The sequence below is a fragment of the Synechococcus sp. MIT S9451 genome, assembly GCF_047304725.1.
Classification (GTDB): domain Bacteria; phylum Cyanobacteriota; class Cyanobacteriia; order PCC-6307; family Cyanobiaceae; genus Synechococcus_C.
Genome location: NZ_CP138971.1, coordinates 1510343 through 1534622 on the forward strand (window position 1 = coordinate 1510343; position 24280 = coordinate 1534622).

Below are 24280 nucleotides of genomic sequence, written 5' to 3' on the forward strand. Positions count from 1 at the left end.
CAGATGTCCGCACCGCGCACCGCTTATGTGCATATCCCCTTCTGCCATCGGCGCTGTTTCTATTGCGATTTCGCTGTCGTGCCCCTGGGGGATAAGGCCGGAGGGGGAGAAGGTCCCGGCAGTGCCTCAATCGATTCTTACCTGGAACAGTTGCATGCTGAGATCGCCCTTTCCCCAAAAGGACCTCCGCTGGCCACCGTTTATATCGGCGGGGGAACTCCGTCGCTTCTGACGCCTGAGCAGATCCATGCCTTGCTCAACCGGTTGTGTCGGCAGTTTGGCGTTCAGGCCGGAGCGGAGATCACCCTGGAGATGGATCCAGCCAGCTTTGATCAGCATGATCTTCAGGCCTTGATCGCTGCCGGCATCAATCGGGTCAGTCTCGGTGGCCAAAGTTTCGATGATGGTGTGCTCGAGACCCTCGGCCGTCGTCACCGCTCCGATGCCTTGATGCAGTGCTGTCGCTGGCTGGCGCAGGCTTGTCACGAAGGAGAGCTGCGCAGCTGGAGTCTGGATTTGATCCGTAACCTGCCGAACCAAACCCTCGAGGGGTGGTGCGAACAACTTGAGCAGGCCCTGGCGGTTGCGGCTCCCCACTTGTCGATTTACGACCTGCAGGTCGAGCCAGGCACGGTGTTTGCCTGGCGGCAACAACGCGGTGAGCTGCCACTGCCCGATGACGATCTGGCGGCTGATCTGATGGCCAGCACCAGTCAGCGGCTCCGCCGTGCTGGCTTCTGTCGCTACGAAATCTCGAACTACGCCAGGCCTGGCCATGCTTCCCGTCACAACCGCGTCTACTGGAGCGGTGCGGGTTGGTGGGGGTTTGGTCTCGGTGCCACGAGTGCCCCCTGGGGAGAGCGGCTTGCTCGCCCCAGGACTCGGGAGGCTTACGGCTTGTGGCTGACGGATCAGCATCAAGCGGTGCATCCCTCCCTGCATCGGCAGTCAGCCGCAGCACTGCCCCTGGATGACCGTCTGCTGGTGGGTCTCCGTCGTCATGAGGGGGTTCACCTGCTCGATCAGGCCCGAGCCTGTGGCTGGGATGAGCGCAGTTGCAATCGCTATCTCCCGGCTCTCGAGCGTCGTTGGACCAAGGCCCTGCAGCAGCGATTGCTGCTGCAGGAGGGGGGGCGTTGGCGTCTGAGCGACCCCGAGGGGATGGCCCTCAGCAATCAGGTGCTTGTGGAGCTGATGTGCTGGTGGGAGTCGCTGCCTGCTGACGTTGTTCGCTCACCCAGCCCCTGAGAGCCTCTAAGCACAGCTGTCGGCCTGGGATTAGGGCCGGGCTGAACGGGGGCTGCTTGGCGGTGAGGCCCAGAAGATCAGCTGTGACCCGAACCTGACCATCACAGCCGTCCCCGGCTCCGATGCCGATCACGGCAATGGAGAGCAGTTGTTGCAGTTCAGAGGCAAGGTTTGTAGGGATGTGCTCCAAGACCAAGGAGCAGCAGCCAGCCGCTTCCAGGGCAAGGGCCTGTCGTTTGAGTTTGTCTTGGCTGTTGGGGTCCTGGGCCTGGCGGCGGTAGCCGAGACGATGCACGGCCTGTGGAGTGAGGCCTAGATGCCCCATCACTGGAATGCCCATTCGCACGAGCCGGTCGATCACGGTGAGCACCTCTGGCTCTGCTCCTTCCAGCTTCACGGCCGCGGCTCCTGACTGTTTCAGCAACGTGCCAGCGGCCGCCACGGCTCGATCGGCACCGCACTGGTAGCTGAGGAACGGGAGATCGACGACCACCAGCGGCTGTTCACTGATTGGGCCCATCAAGCCGCGGCACACCGCTTGGCTATGCAGCAACATCTGCTCCAGGGTCACTGGAAGGGTTGTGGCATGGCCTAGAACGACCATGGCAAGCGAATCTCCCACCAGCACCACATCGGCTCCAGCTTCTTGCACTAGAGACGCGGAGAGGCTGTCCCAGGCGGTGAGCACGGTGATCGCACGACCGGACTGCTTGAAGCGGCTGAGATCACCAGGGCGCATCCGCCTCTCCAGGCCTGCGGAGGTCCATTGCTAGCATTACGGGGACTCGGACCCATGCGGTCCAGACGCCCAAACCTGGTCAGGACCGGAAGGGAGCAGCCACACGGGATGCTCTGGGCAGGCGTGGACTCCGGGTCACCATTTTTCTGGACCCAGTGGTTTCATCAGTGCATCAAAAAAGCCCTGTGATCGACAGGGCCTTCTTGATGATTGATCAGAAGAAGGATCAGCCTTCGCCTGAATCGGAACGCATCTGACGCTGACGCAGAAATTCGGGAATGCGGGCACCGGATTCTGTTGGGTCTGGTGCGGCGAACGACATGGCGCTTGGCCGACTTTTGGCGCGCTCATTGCGATAGGGCTGGCCGTTTTCGAAGCCTGTCGCGATCACGGTGACGTGGATTTCGCCCTCGAGACGTTCATCCACCACCGCTCCGACAATGATGTTGGCCTCGGGGTCCACGACGTCGTAAATCACTTCGGACGCAGACGTCATGTCCTCGAGGGTCATGTCTCTGCCGCCGCTGATATTGATCACACAGCCCTTGGCTCCATCGATTTGGGCCGCCTCGAGCAGGGGGCTGTTGATCGCGCTTTGGGCCGCTTCGATGGCGCGGGAACGGCCGGATCCCACACCGATGCCGAGCAGAGCCGTGCCGGCTTCTGTCATCACCGAGCGCACATCGGCGAAGTCCACATTCACAAGGCCGGGGCAGGTAATGATGTCGCTGATGCCCTTCACGCCCATGCGCAACACATCATCGGCGCTGCGGAAGGCTTCCTGAAGCGGGGCACTGCCGATGGCGTCACGCAGTCGATCGTTGGGGATCACAATCAAGGTGTCGACATGCTCAGCCAGCCTGGCAATCCCCTCATCGGCCTGACGCATGCGTCGGCGACCCTCAAAGCTGAAGGGTTTGGTGACGATGCCTACGGTGAGAGCTCCGCTCTCCTTGGCCACTTCTGCGACCACTGGTGCGGCACCGGTCCCGGTGCCGCCGCCCATCCCGGCGGCGATGAACACCAGATCGGTTCCCTGTAGAGCTTGCTGAAGGTCAGCACGTGATTCCTCAGCGGCTTTCTGGCCGATGCTGGGATTGCCACCGGCGCCAAGACCGCGGGTGAGGGTCTGACCGAGTTGCACACGGTTTTGCGAGGCCGATTGAAGCAACGCTTGGGCGTCTGTGTTGAGAACGCTGTATCCGACTCCTTCCAGATCGCTTTGGATCATTCGGTTTACAGCGTTGCTGCCACCCCCTCCGACCCCGATCACCTCGATACGCGCCGATTGACTGGGAAGGATGCCACTGGTCTCAGGACCCTCTGATTGGTGGTGAGGCATCATCTCCATCGTTGAGGCTTGGCCGTTGAGCTGTGGATGCATTATGTCGTTGCGGACGGCATCCGCCTTTAAATCTGGTCAGCCTTGTGGATTCGAGCTAAATCCGCAACACAGCGTCAGGGTTCGCTTGTTTTTGCCTTGGCGGGCTTCGCTTGGGCAGGTAGCTGCAGTTCTGGTTGACGAGGGTCACTCAAGTCGATGCTGCTCCCGGCCTGACGGCGGAGCTCCGGCGGCAGGCTGCGGCTCAGCTGGCTCAGCGTGATCAACTGCTGCTCGAGGAGGCGAGGGTCGTTGCCCAGTTGCACCAGGCCAAGGGCGGCTGTGCGCAGGCTGAGTGAGCCGTCTGCTCCGATCTCGATGCTCTCAAGGGGGCTGCCGAGCTGCTCCCTCTGTTCCAGTAATCGGGCCACCGAGCCCCGTTGCGCCGGTGTCCAGCCCCTCACTTCAATCGTGGTTTCGGGCTCTTCGCCGTGGTCTGACGCGGTGCGTGCCATCCACTGTCCACGCCGATCGACCATGCCGCGGAGCAGGCCTTTCTCGCCTTGACGGGTGGCTGCTGCCAGCGGACGACGATCCTCGAGTTCAACCGTCAATCCAGGTGGCAGCAGCCGTCGTTCCACCGCAACGGCCTGGACCGGCAGTTTCTTGAGTAGCTCAGCCTCCACCTCACCAGGACGCAGGCTCAGCAGAGGCAGGGGAAAGCTGAGAGCCGCCGCTTCGATCACTGCGTCACGGCCCAGGCGCTGGCTGCCGCTCACCTGCACTTGGTCTTGATGACGGAGGGTCCAGCCATGGGTGAGCAGGACCCAGCCCAACCCGGTGGCTGCTGAAGCCAGGAACGTGAGACGCCAGCATTGAATCCATCGTTCTCGCCTGCGCTCCTGACGCAGCCTGCGGCGCCTCTCAACGCCAGGAGGCAGGGGGGAGTTGGAGGAGCTATCGCCGCTCACAGATCGCAGCGAGCAGTGCTCATCAACTGGTCAATCCAACGACGGGCTCGATCGGCATCGGAGAAGGGAACATCCATCTGGGCTCCACCGCCGATCAGTCTCAGCCGACAGCGTCCTTGGGATTCATTCGCTAGCGGTGCTTCTCCAGATGCAAGGGCCATCAGTTCGACGACCTCAAGGCTTTTGATCTCGAACCGTCCCTGCTGTTCGAATTTGCCTGCGGAAAAGCGGCTCCAGGTGAGTTGGCCATCCTTCACGCAGGCCGCACAGCACCCATCCAGTTTTGCTAATTCAGATCCTTCTGACCAGGCCAAGAAGAGGTTCTGACGCCGCCGTTCCAGCCATCCCAGAGATGCCAGCAAAACAAATACCAGCAGGAGTGGGAACCAGAGCAGACCGTGAAGCATGAATCGTGTCGGAGCAAGCCTGCTTTAGGGCCCCTCATTCTCGCGCGCTGTCGACCAACTGTGCCACCAGTTGCTCCAGCTGGATGCCACTGGCTTCCCAGAGCATCGGATACATGCTCAAGGAGGTGAAGCCAGGCAAGGTATTGATCTCGTTGATCCAGAGGCAGTCGGTGCTGTCGTCGTAGAAGAAATCAACCCGTGCCATGCCCTCAACGCATAACGCCCGACAGGCATCAAGGGCCATCGTCTGCACTTGCTCTTGAAGGGTTGGATCAATCGGAGCCGGGATCAGGGTGTGGCTCAGCCCATCGCTGTATTTGGTTGTGTAGTCATACCAATCGGCATCGAAACGGATCTCGCCCACAACCGAGGCTTTGAGCTGGCGTTTTCCTAAAACGGCACATTCCAGCTCCCTGGCATTAACGCCTTGCTCGACAACGATGCGGGGATCAAGCTGTGCAGCTTGTTCAAGGCCCTCGAGGAGTTGGTCACGGTCTCTTGCCTTGCTGATGCCAACGGAGGAGCCAAGATTCGCCGGTTTGACGAAGCAGGGGTAGCCGAGCTCCTGTTCGATTCGTTGCACCAAGGCCTGACGGCGATCGTTCTGGTGAAGATCGGAGGCATTCAGACCCACATAGGGCACTTGCTTGAGTCCGGCGGCAGCAAAGGCGGCCTTCATGGCCAGTTTGTCCATCGCCACGGCAGAGCCGAGGACCCCTGCTCCCACAAATGGTTTGCCCATCAGCGTGAACAATCCCTGCACGGTGCCGTCTTCACCATTGGGTCCATGCAGCACCGGGTACCAGACATCCACAGCATCGGCTCCCCCCGGAAGCTTGTGCAGTCCAGGGGCGGGCAGGGGCGTGGGCAGTTCGTCTGTTTCAGCTGGCAGACCTGTGGCCAGCACGGCACGGGCAATGTCTTCAGGCCACCAGCGACCATCCCTGTCGATGTAGAAGGCTGTGACGCTGAATCGCTCGTTGTTCTGCCCCTGTTCGAGTGCGGCGATCACCGTGGCGGCAGAACGGATCGACACGGCATGCTCTCCGGACGCACCGCCGAACACAAGGCCGATGCGAACGGGGGGAGTTGTCATCAAGGGCAGGCCGGCGGCCAGGCATGAGCGCCAAAGGTATCAGTCGTTCACCGGGATGCCACTCAGGGAGAACGAGCGCACTGCATCGATCCGCACCGTTACGAGATCACCTGGCTTGAAGCGGTGACCATTGCTCGCCTCGGCACTGAAGAAGGTGAGTCGGTTGGTCCGCGTCCGTCCCATCAGTTGGGACGGATCCTTTGGGTTGATCCCTTCGGCAAGCACTTCTTCGCGGCGGCCTGCATAACGAGCGTTGCGGTCACGGGCGCAACGCTCGACTAGGGCATTAATTTCCCTGAGGCGTTCCACTTTCACCTCTTCCGGAAGCTGGTTGTCCCAGTCGGCTGCTGGCGTATTCGGCCGCGGGGAATAAGCCGCAGTGTTCACCTGGTCGAATCCGATCTCTTCAATTAAGTGGAGGGTGCGGCGAAACTGAACCTCGGTTTCACCAGGGAACGCCACGATGACGTCGGCGCTCAGTGCCGCATCGGGCATGCGCACCTTGATCCGATCGATGATCCGTCGGTAGCGCTCAATCGTGTAGCCCCGGGCCATGGCTCGCAAGACATCGTTATCGCCGCTCTGGAAGGGGATATGGAAGTGCTCGCACAGCTTGGGAAGATCGGCGCAAGCATCAATCAGCCGTTCGGTGAAGTAACGCGGGTGGCTGGTGGCGAAGCGGATGCGTTCGATTCCCCTGACGTCATGAACGTGATGGAGCAGGTCGGTGAGCGTGTGCTGGCGCCGGCCCTCCGCGGTGATGCCAGGTAGATCCCGTCCATAGGCATCAATGTTCTGGCCTAGCAGGGTGATTTCCTTAAAACCCTGCGCTGCAAGGCCTTCCATCTCCAGCTTGATGGCCTCTGGATGCCGGGATTGCTCTTTGCCCCGTACCGAGGGCACCACACAATACGTACAGCGTTCGTTGCAGCCGTAGATCACATTGACCCAGGCACAGATGTCACTGTCGCGACGGGCGGTGGTGAGATCTTCAAGGATGTGATGCTCTTCGGTGGCGACCACTTGTTGGCCCGTTTCCACCTGGGTGAGCAACGTTTCCAAACGGTTGGCATGCTGTGGACCCATCACCAGGTCGAGTTCGGGTACTCGGCGCAGCAGAGATTCACCTTCCTGCTGGGCGACGCAACCGGCCACGATCAGTGTGAGGTTGGGATTCTCTCGTTTGCGCTGGGCCTGGCGGCCCAGATAGCTGTAGACCTTTTGTTCCGCGTTGTCGCGGATTGTGCAGGTGTTGTAGAGCACGAGGTCGGCATCGAGCTCGGCTTGGGCCTCGCTGTAGCCCATGGTTTGCAAGATCCCCGCCATCCTCTCGGAATCCGCCTTGTTCATCTGGCAGCCAAAGGTGGTGATCCAGTAGCTGCCGCGTTCGTGGCGAGATGCAGGCGTTGCTGTGGTGGGTGAAGCGGAAACGACCAAGGCTGTCAGCGGTGCGGGAGACCGGTGATGGAGAGCTCAGATCAGTGTCGGTCACGACGGGTCTGTGTCAGTTTGAGAATCGTTGCGGTAGCGGTATGGGCTGGAGCCTGCGGCGGTTTCCTTTAACCAAGGCGGTGCCCCTGGCCATCAGTCGAGGCACCACCTCTGTTGTGAATCATCTCGAGGTGTCCCTCAGCGCTGAAGGTGTCACCGGCCGGGGCGAGGCCGGTGGACTGGACACGGGCCATCGCAGTTACGGAACGGATGCGATTGAGGCGGAGTTGCAGCAGCTCCTGCCACGTCTTGATGGGCTTGATCCTTTGAATCGGCTCAGGTTCGATGCTCTGCTCGCGGCTCTGTCCCCCCCGGCGCGTTGCGCCATTGATCTGGCGCTGTGGGATTGGAGAGGGCAGCGTTTGGGCGAACCGCTTTGGCGGTTATGGGGTCTGGATGGCTCTCGGCGCGTGGCCACCAGCGTCACCCTCGGGCTTGGCAGTGTGGAGCAGGTGCTTGCCCGGCTTGATCGCTGGTGGGGGCAGCTGCCGGCGAGACGTATCAAGCTCAAGTTGGGCAGTCCGGATGGGCTCGACCATGACCGTCAGCTGCTTGAGGCCGTGGCCCAGGCTCTCAACGGCCATCAGCAACAACAACAGCTGCCGCTTGAGCTGCAGGTGGATGCCAATGGAGGTTGGACGCTGGATCAGGCCAGACGGATGATCCCAGACCTAATGCGGCTGGGGGTGGTCTTGCTGGAGCAGCCGTTGGCCGCGGCGAGTGATCCAGACCGGGATACAGCATCTTTCGCGGCCCTGAAGCCCGATTGCCCTTTGCCCTTGGTGGCGGATGAGAGCTGCTGGACTTTGATCGACCTGCTGCGGTTGGCCCCCCATGTCGATGGGGTCAATCTGAAACTGCTGAAGACAGGTGGTCTGAGTGAGGCGCTGTTGATGGCGCAGCTGGCGCGTCGGCTCGATCTTGATCTGATGGTGGGTTGCTATTCAGATAGCTGTCTGCTGAATGGTGCTGCCGCCCAGTTGTTGCCGCTGATTCGCTGGCCTGATCTGGATAGTCACCTCAATCTTGTTGATGATCCCTTCTGGGGGTTGCCGATGGACGGTGATGAGCAATGGGCTCCTGAGGGGGCTGGGCTAGGGATCGGTTTCCGGGAGGACGGCTGATGCTTCGCCCTGACGATCGGGTCGTGCTGCTTCAGCACGGAGGTCTCGGCTCTCTCACTGGCAAAACCGGTTTGGCGATGCTGCGTCATCGGCATGGCCCGATCGTTGCAGTGATCGATCCTGACTACGCCGGCTCAAATCTTGAAGCGATCACGGGTATTGCTCGGTCTGTGCCTGTCGTGGCCGACCTTGGCGAGGCTATGGCCTTTGGCCCGGAGGTTGCCGTGGTGGGGCTAGCTCCCTCGGGCGGTCAACTGCCGGAGCCATTACGTCGGGATGCTCTGGCGGCGCTGCAGTCTGGTCTTTCTCTGGCCAGTGGTTTGCACACGCGCCTTGGAGATGATCCGGTTTTTAATGCTGCTTGTCAGGACGGACGTTGGATCTGGGATCTGCGTCAGGAGCCTGTCGATCTGACGGTGGCCCAGGCTCGGGCTGCGTCTCTGCCCTGTCAGAGGATCTTGGCTGTGGGCACCGACATGGCAGTGGGCAAGATGAGCGCTTGCCTCGCCGTTCGTGATGCGGCCAAGCGTGAGGGCGTCAGTTGTCGTTTTGTCGGCACCGGTCAGGCCGGCATCCTGATCAGTGGACGGGGTGTGGCCCTTGATGCTGTGCGGGTGGATTACGCCGCCGGTGCGGTTGAGTCAGCTGTGATGGCAGAAGCTGAGGGGCTGACCTCCGACGACATGCTGCTGGTGGAAGGGCAGGGATCTCTCTGCCATCCCGGATCCACCGCCACCCTGCCGCTGCTGCGGGGCAGTCAGCCCACTGGGTTGCTGTTGGTGCATCGGGCTGCACAGGCCACGATTTCTCGCCTACCGCAGGTGCCTTTGCCGCCGCTCTCAGAGCTGGTTCAGCTCTACGAAGCTTTGGCTGCGATCGCGCGGCCTGCTGGAGCGAGCCCTGCCGTCAAGGTGCGGGCCGTGGCGCTGAACACTGCGCATCTCGACGATGACGATGCCAACAGGTGGTTAACCGCAACGGAAAATGAATTGAATCTTCCCTGCGTGGATCCGATTCGCCATGGCGCAGAAACACTGCTGAAAGCATTGAGAATCCAGTTTTGACGCAGGATCTCGAATGAAAAGGGCGAGCGAGGGGATTCGAACCCCCGAATAGCGGCGCCACAAGCCGCTGCCTTAACCACTTGGCGACGCCCGCCGCGTCGACCAGAATCTACCAACTCGCCTCCAGTCCACTGCGTACGGCTTTCTCAAGCTCAGGCCAATGGTTGACCGGTAGGTTGACGCTGGGATTGGCCTTGCTTGGATCGGGCGTTGCTTTGCTGGTGACGAATCCGACCATGGAGGACTATCAGACCCATGCCGGCGAGGAGCTGGTGGAGTTGGCGACAGAAGAGATCTGCGGCCAAAACGGCATGCCCATCTTGATGCAGTTGTGGGTCAAGGATTGTCCGGGGTTGATTGCTAGCCAGCAGTCCAGTCTGGCGACGCTTTCAGGGCAATTCACCACGCGCCTCAACCTCGGTTTGTTGAGCGTTTTCACCACTGAAGTGGGCGGGCAGAAGTTGCTGCCTGCCTTGCGGCTTCCGCGTTACCAGGTCACCACGGTGGGGGTGGCGGGGCATTTCTTCACGGTGAACTCACGATCGGAGCAGGCTGATCTGAAGTGAGCACTGTTGCTTCGGGCCAGGTGCTGGGCTGGGCCCCCCGTGGGTTGATTGAACTCCAAGACGGACAGGCTCCGCTTCCGCCTGCCGGTGTGGATGGTCTCGTGGCAGTAGCGCTCAGCTGGCGCAATGGTGCCCTCCACAGCATCAGTCCGATGGAGGGGAACCATCCTGTGCCGCAACGCCTCCTTCTGCCCAGGTTGGTCGAGCCCCACGCCCATCTCGACAAGGCTTTTAGCTGGAGCCAGGCGCCGAACCTAGGCGGTACTTACTCCGGTGCCTTAGAAGCCAATTTGCACGAGCATCACGCACGTACTCAGGTGCAGGTGCGAGAGCGAGCGGAGCGTGCCCTCGCCCTGGCCTTTCGACAGGGCTTGCGCGCGATCCGTAGCCATGTGGACAGTGTTGGCCCAGGTGCTGCTTGCAGCTGGGAGGCCTTGCTGGATGCACAGCGTTGCTGGCGAGAGCGGATCAGCTTGCAGCTGGTGGCTTTGGGGCCGATTGAGCATTGGTCCACAGCGGATGGACAGGCCCTGGCGCGGCGCGTGTCTGCTGCCGGTGGACTGCTGGGAGGTGTCCTCGTTCCTCCCTGTTCCGGTGGTGCCATTCGTAAGGCATTGGTTCAGTTGCTGCGGCTGGCCGATCAATTGGGCTGTGGAATTGATCTGCACATCGACGAATCCCAGACGGGGCCTGCTGAAGGTCTGATTCAGTTGTTGCGGGCGCTCGATCAGGCTCCCGTCCAGGTGCCGATCACCTGCAGCCATGCCAGCAGCCTTTCTTTACTGCCTGATCGTCGGCTGCAGCGCCTGATCGCACGGATGGCCCATCACCGCCTACAGGTGATCGCGCTGCCAATCACCAATGCCTGGCTGTTGGGGCGTCGTGAGGGGAAGTCTCCGCTTGTGCGTCCACAAGCACCGATTCGGCAGCTGCAGCGCGGCGGTGTGAGGGTGGCTGTGGGGGCAGACAATGTTCAAGATCCTTGGTTCCCAGGCGGCAATTTCGATCCTTTGGCTTTGATGGCGCAGGTGTTGCCGCTAGCCCAGCTGGCGCCGTGGGAAAGGTTGGGCTTGATGCCCTTCACCACGGAAGCGGCTCGGGTGCTTGCGTTGTCCTGGGATGGCACGTTGCGAGTGGGAGCCCCTGCGGATCTGCTGATCCTCAAGGCGGCTTCATGGGTTGAGGCTCTGGCGCAGCCGCCCGCGCGTGAATTGGTCGTGGCTGGTGTGCCGCTGCCCTCCTCCGGCAGTGCTCAAATCCTCCACACTGAACGTCCCTAAACGTTTGGATCATGGATTGCTCCTCTCAGGCGCTTCTGGCGGTCCGGGAGGCGTTGACGGTGGTGGAAGAGCTGGAGCTGCTTACCTTGCCGTCGGATCTAGAGCGTTACTCCCGTGATGCTCACGATTATTCGCCGGTTCTGGTGAAGCGTTTCCACGGTTGTCGGGCCCAGCTGGTCGTTCGTCCCCATTCGGTCGCCGCTGTCGCCGCTGTGGCCGGAGCCTGTTTCCAGGCCGGAGTTCCGCTCACTCTGCGCGGCTCGGGAACAGGTAATTACGGACAGTGCGTTCCACTCGATGGAGGCGTTGTGATGCTGATGACCGAGCTGCGGGCGCTACGCAGGATCGATCACCACTCCGGTGTGGTGGAAGTGGAGAGCGGTTGTTTACTCAAAGATCTCGACCGTGAACTGGCACCCCATGGTCGTCAACTGAGGCTGATGCCCAGTACGTGGCGCAGTGCCAGCGTCGGCGGGTTCATCGCCGGCGGGTCTGGGGGGATCGGCTCGGTGCGCTGGGGATTCCTGCGCGATCCAGGCCACCTGCTGGGCCTTGAAGTGGTGACGATGGAGGCAGAACCTCGCATCCTCCATCTCAATGCCGCTGATGCTGAGGCGCTGAACCACGCCTATGGCACCAATGGAATTATCACGGGACTGACCCTGACGACAGCTCCGCGGGTGGCTTGGCAGGAGGTGTGCATTGATGTCGACGACTGGGGTGACGCGGTGGCGTTGGCTCTGCGCTGTCAGCAGGCGGCTGTTGATTTGCACCTGTGCACAGTGCTGGATCAGGCGATTGTGGCTGCTCTTCCCCCCTGGACTGGTGTGCCGCAGGGGGGGCATCGTCTGCTGATGCTGGTGAGTCCTGATGGGGTGAGCACGTTGCAGTGTTTGGCGCAGGCCTACGGGGCTCGCTTTTGTTGCCTCGGTGAGGAGGAGGCACATCGCGGCAACGGCCTACGGGAGCTGAGTTGGAACCACACCACCCTGCACATGCGTCAGCAGGACCCGAGTTGGACCTATCTGCAGATGTTGCTGCCCCAGCCAGAATCGGTGGCGATGGATGCCTTGTCGGCCCGTTGGGGTGATCAACTGCTCTGGCACCTGGAGGGGGTCCGTCAAGCCGGTACGTCTCGATTGGCGGGTCTGCCTCTGGTGCGTTGGCGTGGAGAGGAGGATCTAGACCGTTTGATCAACGCCTGCCGGGAGCTTGGTGCTGTGGTCTTCAATCCCCATGTCATCACCGTTGAAGACGGCGGCTTGGGGATTGTCGATGGTGATCAGGTGGCGGCCAAAGGTCGCCATGATCCCAGCGGCCTCCTTAACCCAGGCAAGCTCAAGGGATGGGTGGGCTGAGCCGGGGCATCAGCATTCCAAGCTGTCGCGTGTGGCCATTCCAGTGGTGGGGTTCACCCCTTCGGCATCTCGGCAAAGGCGCACCACATCATCGCGATCGAGCAGAGCATCGCTGAAATCAGCTCCTTCAATGCTTGCTCCAGCAAAACTGCTGCCGGAGGCGATCACACCATTGAGCAGGGCATTGGTGAGGTTGGTGCCGGTGAAGTCGGCACGATCCATCAGCACATCGGATAGGTCAGCATCGCTGAAATCGGCATCCGAGAATGAGCCTTGCGTGAAGATCGCCCCGTGTAGATCTGCTCCGGAGAAGTTGGCTCCCCGAGCAGTCGCACCAGCGAACGAGGTGTTGGTCAATGTCTGTCCGTGGAAATCCACCTCGCTCTGATTGGTGAGTGTGTAGTCAACTCGTTCTTGGAAGAGAGCTTTGTCCTGCATGCCAACGCCTGCTGCGGTGTCCAAGGCGACTGCAGGGTTGGCACCAAGCCAGCTTCCTATCACAACTAAGAGGCTGCAGAACAAACTGGTGAATCTGCGCTTCGCGGAAGGGCCTTCCAGGCGATTAGCTGCCATGACATCGGATGTGCTGGTGAGATCACTTTGCATCGCTTCTGTGGTCTGTTGCCTAGCCAAGACGCTTCTGGGATGGATCGCCTCGACAACTGGCCTATGGGGTGGCTTGCAGATTCAACATCGCTGATTACTCTTAACAAGTGAGGAGTTGAGCTCTTCCGTGGAGTGGAAACAAGGAAACACGCCCACTTGAGTTCACAAAAAGCCCTGCCTTCGGCGGGGCTTTTTTGTTGCCTTTTGATCCTTTGTTGGATCAAGCCACAAAAAAGGGGCCTGACGGCCCCCTGGGTGGTGTGAGGAGATCAACTTCGTGTGAGGAGAGTTGATCCACCACAGTGGTAGCCCGTTTTGCCAGAGTTTGGTGTTGCTTTTACTTCGAGTTATCAATTCATTGATGTTCGGCTTGGAGCGAGGCGGCCTTCGTTGATCAGCGCACCCAGCAGATAAAGCGACCCTGCGATGACGGGATCAGCCTTCGGCCATCCTTGCTGTTCCAGTCTTTCAAGTACTTTGACAACCGCCTGACTCGAGTCGGGGTTGTTGGGTTGCTCCGGAAGCTCCAGCAGTTGACCGGACCAGGTTGGAGTGTCCCTGATCAGCATTGCCCGGGTCCAGCTGCGGTGCCCTGGGACCGGCAGGATCCATGCCTGGTCCTGGGGATGCAGCAATGCTCTGAGCATGGCCGGCGCCTGCTTATGCGATTGGATGGCCAGGATCCAAGTGATGCCCTCCTGAGCATGGGGCCAGTGGTGGCGTTCTTGGCTGAGCGCTTCCGCTGCAGGGGGGTTATGGGCGCCATCGATCAGCACTGCATGGTTGCGCCAGGTCATGGCTTGCAGTCGTCCTGGCCAGTGAGCCGTGGCCAACCCGTTGCGAATACTGGCGTGATCGAGTTCCCATCCCATGGCCTGGATCTGCTCCAGCACAGCTTTGGCGACGGCCGCATTGCTGCGCTGGACGTGGCCATCCAGACCAAGGATCCAGTCGCTGCTCAGGGGGGCCACCCAGGACAGCGTTGCTCCGATCTGGGTGCATCGTTGTTGGAGGACGGCGGTGACCTCTGGAGGTTGGTCTGCGCTGATCACGATGGCGCCCATTTGGATTGCAGCGGCTTTCTCCTCCGCGATTGCCGTAAGGGTGCCTCCGAGATGTTCACAGTGGTCGAGGCCGATGGAGGCCACCGCCAGCAAAGGGCGATGCGGATGGGCGGTGGTGGCATCGAGACGCCCACCTAATCCCGCCTCCAGCACCAGCCAGTTGACTTTCTCCGCCGCGAAGTGCATGAGAGCTGCCGTGATCAGCAGTTCAAAAGGGGTGAGCGCCTCAGCCTTCGCCAGCGGCTGCAGAGCCACCAACTCCTCCCTTAGGCGGCTGTGGCTGATCTGCTGGTGATCGACCCGGATCCGCTCCGTCCAATCCACCAGATGGGGCGATGTTGTCAGACCGGTGCGGATTCCTGCTGCTACCAGGCCGCTATGCACAAAGGTGGCAATGGAACCCTTGCCGTTGGTGCCGATGACCTGAACCGCTGGGATTGAGCCACAGGGCTGGTTCAGAGTCTTCAGAGCCCGGACCATGCGATCGAGGCAAAGGTCCATGCCTCGCTGCTCAAATGGGGGCAGCAGATCGCTGAAGGTCACGCGCTCAGTGTCGCCAGTGTTGCGTCAAGTCGTGCCAGCAAGGTGTTGACCTCGCGTTTGGAGATCACAAGGGCGGGAACCATCCGGACCACCTTGGGCCCCGCCGGCACCAGTAAAAGGCGCTGCTCAATCGCGCGTTTCACGACGTCAATCGCAGCGAGATCAGCATCATCACGAAGCACTAAGCCCTGAAGCAGTCCCCAGCCACGGACGCCTTGCAGCAGCTTGGGGTAGCGCTGTACCAAGCGGTTGAGGCCGCGATCAAGTTGATCACTGCGTTGTTGCACGTTGTGGATCAGATTGCGTCGTTGGAGTTCGCGGGCCACGGTTAGTCCGGCGCGGCAGGCGAAAGGGTTGCCCCCAAAGGTGCTGGCGTGATCCCCCGGCACGAAATGGTCGGCATGCTTTTTGACGAGCAAGGCTCCGATCGCATGGCCGCCTCCCAATCCCTTCGCAAGGGTGAAGGCGTCGGGCTCCACGCCCAGACGTTCGTAGCCCCAGAGAGTGCCGCAGCGCCCCATCCCTACCTGGACTTCATCGAAGATCAGCAGGATGTTGCGGGCGCTGCAGTGTTCACGGATCGCCTCAAAGACCGCTGGATCGCCAGGATGCACTCCTCCTTCTCCCTGCAGCGGTTCGATCAGGACAGCCGCGACCCTTGGTCCGTACGCCTCCAAGCGGTTGAGCAGGCTCTCAAAAGAGGCGAGATCGTTGTAGGTGAAGGTCTCAAACCCTTCCACCATTGGCTCAAATCCCTTGTGGTAATTGGGTTGGCCAGTCGCACTGACGGCGGCGAGGGTCCGTCCATGAAAGCTTGCCCTAGCGGTGAGGATCACCGGACGCTCGATCTTGCGCACCGTGTGGCCGTGCTTGCGGGCCAGTTTGATGGCGGCCTCATTCGCTTCTGCGCCGGAATTGCAGAAGAACACGCTGTCGGCGCAGCTGTGGTGGACAAGCCAGCTGGCGAGTTCGATCTGCTCAGGGATCGCATAGAGATTCGACACGTGCTGAAGGCGCCGAAGCTGCCTTGTGAGGGCATGGCGCATCGCCCGGTCGCTATGGCCGAGGGTGCAGGTTGCAATGCCTGCGACGGCATCCAGATAGCGGTTGCCGCAGTCGTCATTCACCCAACAGCCCTTGCCTCGGGTGAGGGTGAGTGGGAACCGTCCGTAGGTCCCCATAACAGCTGAGGGATGGGAGCCGGGGGACTTGAACCCCCAAGACCAGTGGCCGGCTGATTTTGAGTCAGCTGCGTCTACCAATTCCGCCAGGCTCCCGCGGATTCAAATGTTATGCGACACCCTGCAGGCTTGAAAGGCTTATGACTGACGGCGATGCAGCTGGGCACCACTGGCTGTGAGTTTGGCTTCGATGGCGTCGTAGCCGCGGTCGAGGTGGTTGAGCCCCGACACCTTGCTGGTGCCCTTGGCAGTCAGAGACGCCAGCACCATGGCGGCAGCTGCCCGCAGGTCGCTTCCGGTGACGGGTGCGGCACTGAGTTGGGGCACGCCTTCGACCACGGCAGTATTGCCTTGAAGCCGGATGGATGCACCCATGCGTTGCAGCTCTGCCACGTGCTGCATGCGGTTTTCGTAAATCTTCTCGGTGATCACACTCGTTCCACTCGCAGTCGCGAGTAAGGCCATGAATGGGGCTTGAAGGTCGGTGGGAAAACCTGGAAACGGCTGGGTGGTGATATCGACTCCTTTGATCTCGCCAGGGGTGATCGTGATTCCTCCATCTTCGATCTCGAGAGTGCAACCACAGTCGCGAAGTTTCTGCAGAACAGCGCTGAGGTGCTCCGGTATGACTGGGGCCACGCGCATGCGTGAACGGGTGATGGCGGCTGCGAGCAAAAACGTTCCAGCTTCGATCCGATCTGGAATGACCGAATAATCACAACTCCGCAATTTTTCGACGCCTTCGATCGTGATCGTTGGCCCCCCAGCACCTCTGATCTGGGCACCCATGGTGTTAAGCAGATTGGCCAGATCCTGCACTTCTGGCTCCTGGGCAGCGTTCTCAATCACGCTTGTCCCTTCGGCCAGTACTGCTGCCATCAGGATTGTTTCGGTGGCGCCAACGCTCGGGCAGTCGAGCACGATCGACGCACCGGTGAGGCGACGACGACGACCCGGCAGGGACGCGCTCACCACACCGTGCTCAACGCTGACGATCGCGCCGAGGGCTTTCAGGCCGCGGATGTGTTCCACCACGGGGCGGGCACCAATCCTGCAACCGCCTGGCAGAGGCACCTTGGCCTGACCAAGACGACCAAGAAGGGGGCCGATGGCGAAAAAGCTGGCCCTGAGACCATTCACCAGTTCATAGGGGGGTTCGCCATGGCTGAGCTCCTTGGCGTTGATATGAACCGTCTCATGACTGCGCGTCACCGCAACGCCGAGGGCGGTGAGGATCTCAGCCATGCCTTGGATGTCGGTGAGCTCTGGCACGTTGGTCAGGGTCACTGGCTCGTCGCTGAGCAGAGCCGCTGTCATCAAGACGAGAGCAGAATTCTTGGCACCACTGACGCGGAGCTCTCCACTCAGGCCATGCCCGCCTGTGATGTCCAGATGCGGCTTGAGAATCTCTTGAGACGCTGGCGCCGCAGCCGGCATGGCAATTGAAGTTTGGATTTCCGCACCATCCTGGCAAGGGTTTTTGAGACCGTCTAGACGGCCGGCGCTCAAACTGGATCGAGCCTTGTTTCAGTCCTGTTGGTCCAGGGTTGGCGATGGCGTATGGTCTATCTCGTCGCTTTTGCGGCGCGCCAGCGGATGTGGCGGAATTGGTAGACGCGCTAGTTTCAGGTACTAGTGGCAGCAATGTCGTGGGAGTTCAAGTCTCCCCATCCGCATCGATATTCATCAAGAGCCTGATCAATCCAGAGGGTTTGTATCTGCAGCGTTTGTACCTGCTAGTTGCTGTGAATTTTTGGTGTCTAATTGAGGAATAAGGCGTGGTTCGCTGTCGAGTGAAATGATCCACTAGCGAGGGATCCGTTACTCCTGAATCAAGCCGCCTGATCAGCATGGTCAAGCTCACCCGAAGCCGGCGAATCGTTCTGACTGTTCTACTTTCGGCGATGTTCGTTCCAGTCATGACCCCGCTGTCGCTCTGGTGCCTCAGCAGCGGCCTTGTCCGAGATCGGCTTCGGGATTGAGCGATTGGATGCCGCCTGAGGCTGTTGGTCCTGTTGCTGCTGGTGCCATGCGCTCATCGGCTTTGTGGTCACCTCAGGTCTTTTCGCTTCGATCCTCGCCAGGATCTGGACGACCTCATCATGAGGATGTGAGGGTTGCTTGAGAAGGATTCGTGCAGAGGAGGGGTCCCGCCTAGACGAAGCGATCGGCAAAATTCTCTATTTGAGGGGCAGAAGCTTTGCTTTCTGAGTGAGTGAATTTTTCGTCAGTGCATTCAAGCTCCCGTCCACCCTTGATGTTCCCCCTCTTCGAGGCCGTGGAATGTGCCGCCCATGGCGTTGTTGCCAATCCCAGGACACCTTCGATTCCTGCCGGGGGTGTTGACGCAAACCGAGTCCACAACCTTCTGCTGCACTGGGATCGGTGGAACTAGCGCCCTGGACCGAGGCCACGGCAGCAGGCCACCGACTCAGGCAAGGGGCCCACTATTGCCTTCCGATCTGATCTGGTTCAGAGAATCGATGATCGCTGAGCGTTCAAGTCTCCCTATTCGCACTATTTTGAAGGTGTCAATCAAGCCCTGAGCCCCACCATGATCGTGTTGAAGATCTCCAATTCCTCGGAGGTTGTCGCTGCGAAGGTTGGCAAGTTCCTTGAGTTTTTGACTCCAGACTCGATCGATCACACCACTGTTGAAGACCAGGTGATCAAGAAGCTTGTGGAAAATCTTGCGGCCGAAGGGATTAAGGGCGAGATCGCGGCAGTGAAGGGGATTGATCTGGATGGTCAGGAAATCAGTCTTCGCGATGGGATGAAGGTGCGAAAGCACGAGTCGTTCTGATCGTCTCCGACGTGTGTGCAGGGTGATGCAGCCGTTGATCACCAGTCGTCGTAATCCTCTCGTGCGCCGTCTCCGGGCCCTGGCAGGGCGCAAAGGGCGTGAGCAGGAAGGATTGGTCTTGTTGGAAGGCACCCATCTTCTCCAAGAGCTGGCACCCTTGCTCGAGCACAAGGATCTCGAGCTTGAGCTTGTGGCCACGCCCGCCTGGATCGACGGACATCAGCCGCTGCTGGCTCTGTTCAAGCCAATGCTCCGGCTGCAGTTGGTGAGCGAAGAGGTGCTTCAGGCGGCCTTGTCAACCGTGCATCCCGATGGCGTCGCTGCCCTGATGCCTTTAGCCCTGTTGCCCCAGTGCCCGGCGCTACCCACGTTCGTGCTCGCGTTGGACCGGGTTCAGGATCCAGGCAATCTCGGCACCCTGTTGCGCACTGCCCTAGCTGCGGATGTGGAGATGGTCTGGCAGGGGTCCGGCGCAGATCCGCTCAGTCCCAAGGTGGTGCGTAGTTCGGCTGGTGCGCTCCTGCGGCTGCCGCATCAGCGTTTTGGTCCCTCTGAAGCGATGGGTGTGGAGGGCTTGCGGCAGGCCCTATTGGATGGGCAGGACCGTGGCCTTCAGGTGGTGGGCACCGTGGTGCCAGGGACAGGTCCCGCGCTGCCCGTTTGCTCGTACTGGGAGCTTGACTGGACCCGACCGACGGTGCTTGTTCTCGGCAATGAGGGCAGTGGGCTCCATCCCGATCTGCAGGGATGCTGCACCCACGCAGTCACCCTCCCCCACAGCACGGCTGTGGAGTCGTTGAATGTGGCATCTGCGGCTGTTCCGCTCCTTCTGGAACGGCGAAGGGCGACAATGACCGCTTCCTCGCAGCAGTCCGGGTGAGCGACGCCAGTTTCGACTTCGATGTGATCGTGATCGGTGCCGGCTATGGCGGCTTCGATGCAGCCAAGCATGCGGCAGAGCACGGCCTCAAAGTGGCGATCATTGAATCCCGCGACATGGGTGGTACCTGTGTGAATCGCGGCTGCGTCCCTTCGAAGGCTTTGCTGGCGGCCAGTGGCAGGGTGCGGGAGCTCGCCGATGCTGAGCATCTGCAGGGTTTCGGTATTCATTCAGCCCCGGTGCGTTTCGAACGCCAAAAGATCGCTGACCATGCCAATCAACTGGTGGCCTCGATCCGCACCAATCTCACCAAGAGCTTGCAGCGGGCTGGGGTCACCATCATCCGTGGAACGGGGCGACTGGAAGGGACCCAGGCAGTGGGTGTGCGGGAAATCAATGGCGTCGATCGCGTGCTCAGTGCCCGCGACGTGATCATTGCCACCGGTTCTGATCCCTTCGTTCCTCCTGGTATCGAGATCGATGGCCGGAGCGTGTTCACCAGCGATGAGGCGGTGAACTTGGAGTGGTTGCCCCGTTGGATTGCCATCATCGGCAGCGGTTACATCGGCCTGGAATTTGCTGACGTCTATACGGCGTTGGGCTGTGAAGTGACGATGATCGAGGCCTTGGATCGGGTGATGCCCACCTTTGACCCCGATATCGCCAAGCTGGCCGCCCGCAAACTGATCGACGGCCGTGACATCGATGCACGCTCCGGTGTGTTGGCCCAATCGATCAAGCCTGGTGCGCCAGTTCAAATCGAGTTGGTTGATATGCAAACCCGCGAGCCCGTTGAAACCCTGGAAGTGGATGCTGTGCTTGTGGCGACTGGGCGTGTACCCAGCAGCAAGACTCTCAATCTTGAGGCCCTGGGCATTGAAACCAACCGTGGTTTCGTGCCGATTGACGACAGCATGCATGTGCTGGTGGATGGTCAGCCCATCCCTCATTTGTGGGCCGTCGGTGATGTCACCGGCAAGTTGATGCTGGCCCATACCGCTGCCGCCCAGGGCACGGTGGCCGTGGACAACATCCTTGGGCATCAGCGGCAGATCGATTACCGCAGCATCCCTGCGGCCACCTTCACCCATCCCGAGATCAGTTCCGTGGGCTTGAGCGAGGCTGACGCCAAGCAGCTCGCCACCGATCAGGGCTTTGAGTTGGGTGCTGTGCGCAGCTACTTCAAAGCCAATTCCAAGGCTCTGGCGGAGCTTGAGAGTGATGGCCTGATGAAACTGCTGTTCAATAAAACCAGCGGTGAAGTTCTGGGGGCCCATATCTATGGTCTGCATGCTGCCGACCTCATTCAGGAGGTGGCGAACGCCGTCGCCCGTCGTCAGAGCGTGCGTGAGCTGGCGACCGAAGTGCACACACACCCAACATTGAGCGAAGTGGTGGAAGTGGCCTACAAGCAGGCTGCTCACGCTCTCGCAGCCTGAGGACGATCTATGGACATCCGCCGCAGACCACCTAACCCTTCGGTGCAGGTGGCCCATCTCGAATACGGCATTCCCCACAAGGACGCTGAGCCTCGTCACATCCTTGAGAAGATCGTTTGGGAAAAGGACCGCGAAGTTTCAGTGGCCCGTGAGCGGATGCCGCTCGATCAGCTCAAGGCGAAGGTTGTGAAGCTTCCGCCGGCGAGAGATTTCCTGGCTGCACTGCGACAGCCGACCGTGAAGCCTGCGGTGATCGCTGAGGTGAAGAAAGCGAGCCCGAGCAAGGGGGTGATCCGGGAGGATTTCGATCCCGTGTCTATCGCTACGGCCTATGCCGCTGGGGGTGCAAGCTGCCTCTCAGTGCTGACCGATAAGACCTTCTTCCAGGGTGGTTTTGAGGTGTTGGTGGATGTGAGGGATGCCGTTGTCTTGCCATTGCTCTGCAAGGACTTCATCCTCAGCCCCTATCAGCTCTATCAGGCTCGGGCCGCCGGCGCTGATGCTGCCCTTTTGATTGCCGCGATCCTCTCGGACCAGGATCTTCATTACCTCTCCAAAGTGGCAGCTGCGCTTGGCCTCACTGTGTTGGTTGAGGTGCACAATTCAGAGGAATTGGACCGTGTGCTCAGCCTGGGGGGATTCCCTTTGATTGGCATCAACAACCGCGATCTCACGACGTTCGAGACCGATCTGAGCACCACTGAAACCCTCTCAGCGCAGTTCGGTGACCGACTGAAGCAGCAAAATGCGCTGTTGGTGAGTGAATCAGGTCTGTTCTCGCGCGCTGATCTCGACCGTGTTCAGGCTGCAGGTGCTGGGGCGGTGTTGGTGGGTGAGGCTCTGATGCGTCAGCAGGATGTCGAAGCGGCCCTGAAAAGTCTGATTTCAGGCTGACTGCAAGGCCCTTTCTGCGCTGAGTTTGCTTTGGTTTGTGCTCTGCAAAAGCCCCCCGTTAGATCGGGGACTTTTGCATGGTCTATGCACTCTCAATTCGTTGGCGGTCAGGTTGGCTGCCAAGCAATGCCCATTCCCCAGCGGCCTTGGACTGGTCCACGAAGGCGTCATCGCTGCTGAAATCGGACTCGATCCTCTCGCGCAGCGTTCCTGTGGTTTGGCCGCCGCCTCCTGGCTTCATGCTCGGCCGATAGAGGCTGTGGTTCTAGACCTGGGCAGCATGGTTGAACACCCCGATCCGGCTGGAATCTCCGGCACTGGTGGTGATGAGGTCTTCCAGGCTATTGCCTTCGAGCTCAGTGCCTTCAATCCCCTTGTTCAGGTTGGTGACCGAGGCGTTGTGATGCCTGCCGTGGAGGAACGCAAGGGTCGACCGGGAGAGATACAGGTATCCAGCGCATTAAGGCCGTTAGGCCGCTGGGGCAGGGTATGGGCCATGCATGAAGCATTTTTACGAGCGATTGTGAAATTTGATCGTGGTCTGGGTTGGCTTTTCGCGCGTTCGCTTGCACGCGTCAGAGGCAGCCTCTGTTGCAGAATCAATGATTCGGAATCTGTCTCTTGCTGATCAGTGTTCTGACTGGACTGGCTGCTGGGGCGATGCATGTTGTCAGTGGAGCCGACCATTTGGTCGCCATGGCTCCATTTTCGCTTCGTAGGCCCGTCGAGGCTTTGCGTGCGGGCTTGGTCTGGGGGGCAGGACATTCGATTGGTGTGGTCCTTCTTGGCCTTTCAGGCGTGTTCCTGAAGGATCTGATTCATGCCGAAACCATGTCGGCCTGGGCCGAATTTCTGGTTGGTCTGAGTCTGTTGATCGTGGGTGTTCTGGCGATTCGCACCGCCTTTGGTCTCGAGCTGCATACCCATGAGCATCATCACGATGGTGTCTCATCCCATCGGCACCTGCATTTGCATGTGCGAGGCCAAGGCAATCACTGGCGCCATGCGCACGCTGTCTCAGGTCTTGGCTTGCTGCATGGACTGGCAGGGGCTGGACACCTGCTGGCTGTGATTCCCGCTCTTGCCTTGCCTCTGCATGGAGCGATTCTCTATCTGATGGCCTATTTGTTGGGGTCGATTGCTGCCATGGTGGCTGTGGTGACAGTGATTGCTCTGCTGACGCGAGCCAGCAGTGTTCGCGCACTGCCGGTGCTCGTTGGTTTGACCGGTGGCTTATCGATCTTCACTGGTGCTCTTTGGTTGCACAAGACAACTCCGAACGTGTTCTGAGTTTTAGGTGTCAGCCTTGCCAGGCATGGGCACTTTGGCCATCACCTCACCGATCAGAAGAGGGATAGGAACAGAACCAAACTGTCGGCTATCGGTGCTCATCTCAGGATTGTCTCCCTGAAGGATCATCCTGTCTCGATCGATGCTGATCAGGCGTTTGGTGATGATCACCCCTGTTTTTTGAGGGTGACGGCAGACGAGGATCTGACCCGGTGATGGCAGAGCTCCTCCCCTCTGAAAAGGCTTGACCAGCAGGCGGTCACTGGGTCGCAAGGTCGGCCACATCGACAAGCCTTCGACTTGCATCAGGCGTCGCTTGCCACAAAAAAGCAGCAACAGATCATGGAGACCTGCTGCTGCAACATCGGATTGCACCGAAGTAATAGCGCTAATGGAGGCGGCTCAGGATGCGGTCACCCAGGCGTCATTGCGGCCTTTGGACGTCCAGAACATGCCGTGGATTTTTTCCACGGCCGCCATCAGCTCCTCAGCCTTGGCTTGGTCGATGTTCACCTTGCAGGCGCTGCAAAGCTTGGAGGCTTTCCAGAAGACATCGTGCAGATCAGGGAAGGTTGCGAGGTGGTCGGGCTTGAAATAGTCCGTCCAAAGGATCAGAAGTTCTTTCTTGGTCTTCTGAACCTCTTCCTCCTTGATGGCCACATAGCGGGAGAAGGTGTTGTTGTAAGCGGCCAGTGCTGCGGTGTCTCCAGCAGCAGGGGCTTCCATGGCTTTTAGTTTTTTGGTCATGGAAAGCACCGCTTCAGCTGCAACACGAGCGGATGCGGGGTCATAGACACCACAGGGGCCATCACAGTGAGCTTCAACCACCTCTGCGGGTAGTGAGCGAACGATGGCTGAAAGGGCCGAGCGGAGCATCTGCGTAGAAACGTAATTGCTGTGGTTCAAGACTAACCG

Annotated in this window: 25 protein-coding genes, 3 tRNA genes and 1 other RNA gene; 13 read left to right on the forward strand and 16 right to left on the reverse strand. The window is 60.1% G+C overall.

Annotated features, from left to right (window positions below; translation table 11 throughout):
• Positions 1-3 precede the first annotated feature (3 nt).
• A complete protein-coding gene (hemW, locus tag SIB72_RS07745; protein ID WP_413743531.1) occupies positions 4-1248 on the forward strand; it encodes a radical SAM family heme chaperone HemW in 1245 nt (414 codons plus the stop codon).
• Here hemW and panB read toward each other — a convergent pair.
• Positions 1169-1987 carry a 3-methyl-2-oxobutanoate hydroxymethyltransferase gene (gene panB, locus SIB72_RS07750; protein ID WP_413743532.1) on the reverse strand — a complete coding sequence of 273 codons (819 nt, stop codon included), beginning with the start codon at positions 1985-1987 and terminating at the stop codon, positions 1169-1171. The genes hemW and panB overlap by 80 nt on opposite strands.
• 43 nt (positions 1988-2030) lie before the next feature.
• Between panB and ffs the strand changes: the two genes are divergently transcribed.
• Positions 2031-2127, forward strand: an RNA gene (ffs, locus tag SIB72_RS07755) — signal recognition particle sRNA small type.
• A gap of 86 nt (positions 2128-2213) precedes the next feature.
• Here ffs and ftsZ read toward each other — a convergent pair.
• The 5 genes from ftsZ to miaB form a co-directional block, all read right to left on the reverse strand.
• The gene (ftsZ, locus tag SIB72_RS07760; RefSeq protein WP_413743533.1) at positions 2214-3338 is read right to left on the reverse strand and encodes a cell division protein FtsZ; all 1125 of its coding nucleotides are present in this window, start codon (positions 3336-3338) and stop codon (positions 2214-2216) included.
• 107 nt (positions 3339-3445) lie between these two features.
• Complete coding sequence (locus SIB72_RS07765; protein WP_413743534.1) at positions 3446-4279, reverse strand: cell division protein FtsQ/DivIB; 834 nt, start codon at positions 4277-4279, stop codon at positions 3446-3448.
• Complete coding sequence (locus tag SIB72_RS07770) at positions 4276-4686, reverse strand: hypothetical protein (protein ID WP_115020031.1); 411 nt, start codon at positions 4684-4686, stop codon at positions 4276-4278. The genes SIB72_RS07765 and SIB72_RS07770 overlap by 4 nt, the downstream gene beginning before the upstream one ends.
• Positions 4687-4720: 34 nt before the next feature.
• Positions 4721-5782, reverse strand: coding sequence for a D-alanine--D-alanine ligase family protein (locus tag SIB72_RS07775; protein WP_413743535.1), 1062 nt, complete (start codon positions 5780-5782; stop codon positions 4721-4723).
• A gap of 39 nt (positions 5783-5821) precedes the next feature.
• The gene (gene miaB / locus SIB72_RS07780) at positions 5822-7132 is read right to left on the reverse strand and encodes a tRNA (N6-isopentenyl adenosine(37)-C2)-methylthiotransferase MiaB (protein WP_413745072.1); all 1311 of its coding nucleotides are present in this window, start codon (positions 7130-7132) and stop codon (positions 5822-5824) included.
• A gap of 182 nt (positions 7133-7314) precedes the next feature.
• Between miaB and SIB72_RS07785 the strand changes: the two genes are divergently transcribed.
• Positions 7315-8397 carry a dipeptide epimerase gene (locus SIB72_RS07785; protein ID WP_413745073.1) on the forward strand — a complete coding sequence of 361 codons (1083 nt, stop codon included), beginning with the start codon at positions 7315-7317 and terminating at the stop codon, positions 8395-8397.
• Positions 8397-9461, forward strand: a complete 1065-nt coding sequence (locus SIB72_RS07790; protein ID WP_413743536.1) for a DUF1611 domain-containing protein — start codon at positions 8397-8399, stop codon at positions 9459-9461. The genes SIB72_RS07785 and SIB72_RS07790 overlap by 1 nt, the downstream gene beginning before the upstream one ends.
• Positions 9462-9482: 21 nt before the next feature.
• Here SIB72_RS07790 and SIB72_RS07795 read toward each other — a convergent pair.
• Both SIB72_RS07795 and SIB72_RS07800 read right to left on the reverse strand, forming a co-directional pair.
• Positions 9483-9555 (reverse strand) — tRNA-His (locus SIB72_RS07795).
• Positions 9556-9570: 15 nt separating this feature from the next.
• Positions 9571-9699 (reverse strand): hypothetical protein, encoded by a 129-nt coding sequence (locus SIB72_RS07800; RefSeq protein ID WP_413743537.1) that lies wholly within the window; start codon positions 9697-9699, stop codon positions 9571-9573.
• Here SIB72_RS07800 and SIB72_RS07805 point away from each other — a divergent pair.
• From SIB72_RS07805 to SIB72_RS07815, 3 genes are read left to right on the forward strand one after another with little or no spacing between them, the layout of a single operon-like run.
• The gene (locus tag SIB72_RS07805) at positions 9698-10027 is read left to right on the forward strand and encodes a DUF4359 domain-containing protein (protein WP_413743538.1); all 330 of its coding nucleotides are present in this window, start codon (positions 9698-9700) and stop codon (positions 10025-10027) included. The genes SIB72_RS07800 and SIB72_RS07805 overlap by 2 nt on opposite strands.
• A complete protein-coding gene (locus SIB72_RS07810) occupies positions 10024-11307 on the forward strand; it encodes an amidohydrolase family protein (RefSeq protein ID WP_413743539.1) in 1284 nt (427 codons plus the stop codon). The genes SIB72_RS07805 and SIB72_RS07810 overlap by 4 nt, the downstream gene beginning before the upstream one ends.
• Before the next feature lie 11 nt (positions 11308-11318).
• Positions 11319-12665: an FAD-binding oxidoreductase gene (locus tag SIB72_RS07815; RefSeq protein WP_413743540.1), complete on the forward strand. Its 1347-nt coding sequence runs from the start codon at positions 11319-11321 to the stop codon at positions 12663-12665.
• Between the two features lie 9 nt (positions 12666-12674).
• On the opposite strand, the gene SIB72_RS07820 is transcribed toward SIB72_RS07815, so the two are convergent.
• From SIB72_RS07820 to murA, 5 genes are all read right to left on the reverse strand, one after another.
• Positions 12675-13238, reverse strand: a complete 564-nt coding sequence (locus tag SIB72_RS07820) for a pentapeptide repeat-containing protein (protein WP_413743541.1) — start codon at positions 13236-13238, stop codon at positions 12675-12677.
• Positions 13239-13621: 383 nt separating this feature from the next.
• Positions 13622-14878: a bifunctional folylpolyglutamate synthase/dihydrofolate synthase gene (locus tag SIB72_RS07825; protein WP_413743542.1), complete on the reverse strand. Its 1257-nt coding sequence runs from the start codon at positions 14876-14878 to the stop codon at positions 13622-13624.
• Positions 14875-16059 (reverse strand): aspartate aminotransferase family protein, encoded by a 1185-nt coding sequence (locus SIB72_RS07830; protein WP_413743543.1) that lies wholly within the window; start codon positions 16057-16059, stop codon positions 14875-14877. The genes SIB72_RS07825 and SIB72_RS07830 overlap by 4 nt, the downstream gene beginning before the upstream one ends.
• A 13-nt stretch (positions 16060-16072) precedes the next feature.
• Positions 16073-16155, reverse strand: a tRNA-Leu gene (locus SIB72_RS07835).
• A 42-nt stretch (positions 16156-16197) separates the two neighbouring features.
• On the reverse strand, positions 16198-17496 hold the full coding sequence (gene murA, locus SIB72_RS07840; RefSeq protein WP_115120942.1) for a UDP-N-acetylglucosamine 1-carboxyvinyltransferase: 1299 nt from the start codon (positions 17494-17496) through the stop codon (positions 16198-16200).
• Between the two features lie 155 nt (positions 17497-17651).
• Here murA and SIB72_RS07845 point away from each other — a divergent pair.
• The 5 genes from SIB72_RS07845 to trpC all read left to right on the forward strand — a co-directional run bounded on the left by SIB72_RS07845 (position 17652) and on the right by trpC (position 22075).
• Positions 17652-17735, forward strand: a tRNA-Leu gene (locus tag SIB72_RS07845).
• A gap of 878 nt (positions 17736-18613) precedes the next feature.
• Positions 18614-18862 (forward strand): hypothetical protein, encoded by a 249-nt coding sequence (locus SIB72_RS07850; protein ID WP_115120624.1) that lies wholly within the window; start codon positions 18614-18616, stop codon positions 18860-18862.
• 25 nt (positions 18863-18887) lie between these two features.
• On the forward strand, positions 18888-19742 hold the full coding sequence (locus SIB72_RS07855) for a TrmH family RNA methyltransferase (protein ID WP_115120625.1): 855 nt from the start codon (positions 18888-18890) through the stop codon (positions 19740-19742).
• Positions 19739-21181: a dihydrolipoyl dehydrogenase gene (gene lpdA / locus SIB72_RS07860; protein WP_413743544.1), complete on the forward strand. Its 1443-nt coding sequence runs from the start codon at positions 19739-19741 to the stop codon at positions 21179-21181. Before SIB72_RS07855 ends, lpdA begins: the two co-directional genes overlap by 4 nt.
• 9 nt (positions 21182-21190) lie before the next feature.
• Entirely contained in the window at positions 21191-22075 is an 885-nt protein-coding gene (gene trpC / locus SIB72_RS07865; RefSeq protein ID WP_413743545.1) for an indole-3-glycerol phosphate synthase TrpC, read from the forward strand.
• A 265-nt stretch (positions 22076-22340) separates the two neighbouring features.
• On the opposite strand, the gene SIB72_RS07870 is transcribed toward trpC, so the two are convergent.
• The gene (locus SIB72_RS07870; protein WP_413745074.1) at positions 22341-22523 is read right to left on the reverse strand and encodes a hypothetical protein; all 183 of its coding nucleotides are present in this window, start codon (positions 22521-22523) and stop codon (positions 22341-22343) included.
• 173 nt (positions 22524-22696) lie between these two features.
• On the opposite strand from SIB72_RS07870, the gene SIB72_RS07875 reads away from it, so the two are divergent.
• Positions 22697-23365 carry a hydantoin utilization protein A gene (locus tag SIB72_RS07875; protein ID WP_413743546.1) on the forward strand — a complete coding sequence of 223 codons (669 nt, stop codon included), beginning with the start codon at positions 22697-22699 and terminating at the stop codon, positions 23363-23365.
• A gap of 3 nt (positions 23366-23368) precedes the next feature.
• Here the strand turns inward: SIB72_RS07875 and sodX are convergent, their stop codons facing one another.
• On the reverse strand, positions 23369-23740 hold the full coding sequence (gene sodX / locus SIB72_RS07880) for a nickel-type superoxide dismutase maturation protease (RefSeq protein ID WP_244281607.1): 372 nt from the start codon (positions 23738-23740) through the stop codon (positions 23369-23371).
• A gap of 27 nt (positions 23741-23767) precedes the next feature.
• Positions 23768-24241 (reverse strand): superoxide dismutase, Ni, encoded by a 474-nt coding sequence (gene sodN, locus SIB72_RS07885; protein ID WP_413743547.1) that lies wholly within the window; start codon positions 24239-24241, stop codon positions 23768-23770.
• Positions 24242-24280 lie beyond the last annotated feature (39 nt).

What these genes read in the sequence shown, in the direction of transcription:
- murA (WP_115120942.1), bottom strand. Translation starts at nt 17,496, where the DNA reads ATGCCGGCTGCGGCGCCAGCGTCTCAAGAGATTCTCAAGCCGCATCTG.
- SIB72_RS07805 (WP_413743538.1), top strand. Translation starts at nt 9,698, where the DNA reads ATGGAGGACTATCAGACCCATGCCGGCGAGGAGCTGGTGGAGTTGGCG.
- SIB72_RS07785 (WP_413745073.1), top strand. Translation starts at nt 7,315, where the DNA reads ATGGGCTGGAGCCTGCGGCGGTTTCCTTTAACCAAGGCGGTGCCCCTG.
- SIB72_RS07790 (WP_413743536.1), top strand. Translation starts at nt 8,397, where the DNA reads ATGCTTCGCCCTGACGATCGGGTCGTGCTGCTTCAGCACGGAGGTCTC.
- SIB72_RS07770 (WP_115020031.1), bottom strand. Translation starts at nt 4,686, where the DNA reads ATGCTTCACGGTCTGCTCTGGTTCCCACTCCTGCTGGTATTTGTTTTG.
- hemW (WP_413743531.1), top strand. Translation starts at nt 4, where the DNA reads ATGTCCGCACCGCGCACCGCTTATGTGCATATCCCCTTCTGCCATCGG.
- SIB72_RS07850 (WP_115120624.1), top strand. Translation starts at nt 18,614, where the DNA reads ATGATCGTGTTGAAGATCTCCAATTCCTCGGAGGTTGTCGCTGCGAAG.
- trpC (WP_413743545.1), top strand. Translation starts at nt 21,191, where the DNA reads ATGGACATCCGCCGCAGACCACCTAACCCTTCGGTGCAGGTGGCCCAT.
- SIB72_RS07855 (WP_115120625.1), top strand. Translation starts at nt 18,888, where the DNA reads ATGCAGCCGTTGATCACCAGTCGTCGTAATCCTCTCGTGCGCCGTCTC.
- SIB72_RS07820 (WP_413743541.1), bottom strand. Translation starts at nt 13,238, where the DNA reads ATGGCAGCTAATCGCCTGGAAGGCCCTTCCGCGAAGCGCAGATTCACC.
- panB (WP_413743532.1), bottom strand. Translation starts at nt 1,987, where the DNA reads ATGCGCCCTGGTGATCTCAGCCGCTTCAAGCAGTCCGGTCGTGCGATC.
- ftsZ (WP_413743533.1), bottom strand. Translation starts at nt 3,338, where the DNA reads ATGGAGATGATGCCTCACCACCAATCAGAGGGTCCTGAGACCAGTGGC.
- sodN (WP_413743547.1), bottom strand. Translation starts at nt 24,241, where the DNA reads ATGCTCCGCTCGGCCCTTTCAGCCATCGTTCGCTCACTACCCGCAGAG.
- SIB72_RS07800 (WP_413743537.1), bottom strand. Translation starts at nt 9,699, where the DNA reads ATGGTCGGATTCGTCACCAGCAAAGCAACGCCCGATCCAAGCAAGGCC.
- SIB72_RS07815 (WP_413743540.1), top strand. Translation starts at nt 11,319, where the DNA reads ATGGATTGCTCCTCTCAGGCGCTTCTGGCGGTCCGGGAGGCGTTGACG.
- miaB (WP_413745072.1), bottom strand. Translation starts at nt 7,132, where the DNA reads ATGAACAAGGCGGATTCCGAGAGGATGGCGGGGATCTTGCAAACCATG.
- SIB72_RS07775 (WP_413743535.1), bottom strand. Translation starts at nt 5,782, where the DNA reads ATGACAACTCCCCCCGTTCGCATCGGCCTTGTGTTCGGCGGTGCGTCC.
- SIB72_RS07830 (WP_413743543.1), bottom strand. Translation starts at nt 16,059, where the DNA reads ATGGGGACCTACGGACGGTTCCCACTCACCCTCACCCGAGGCAAGGGC.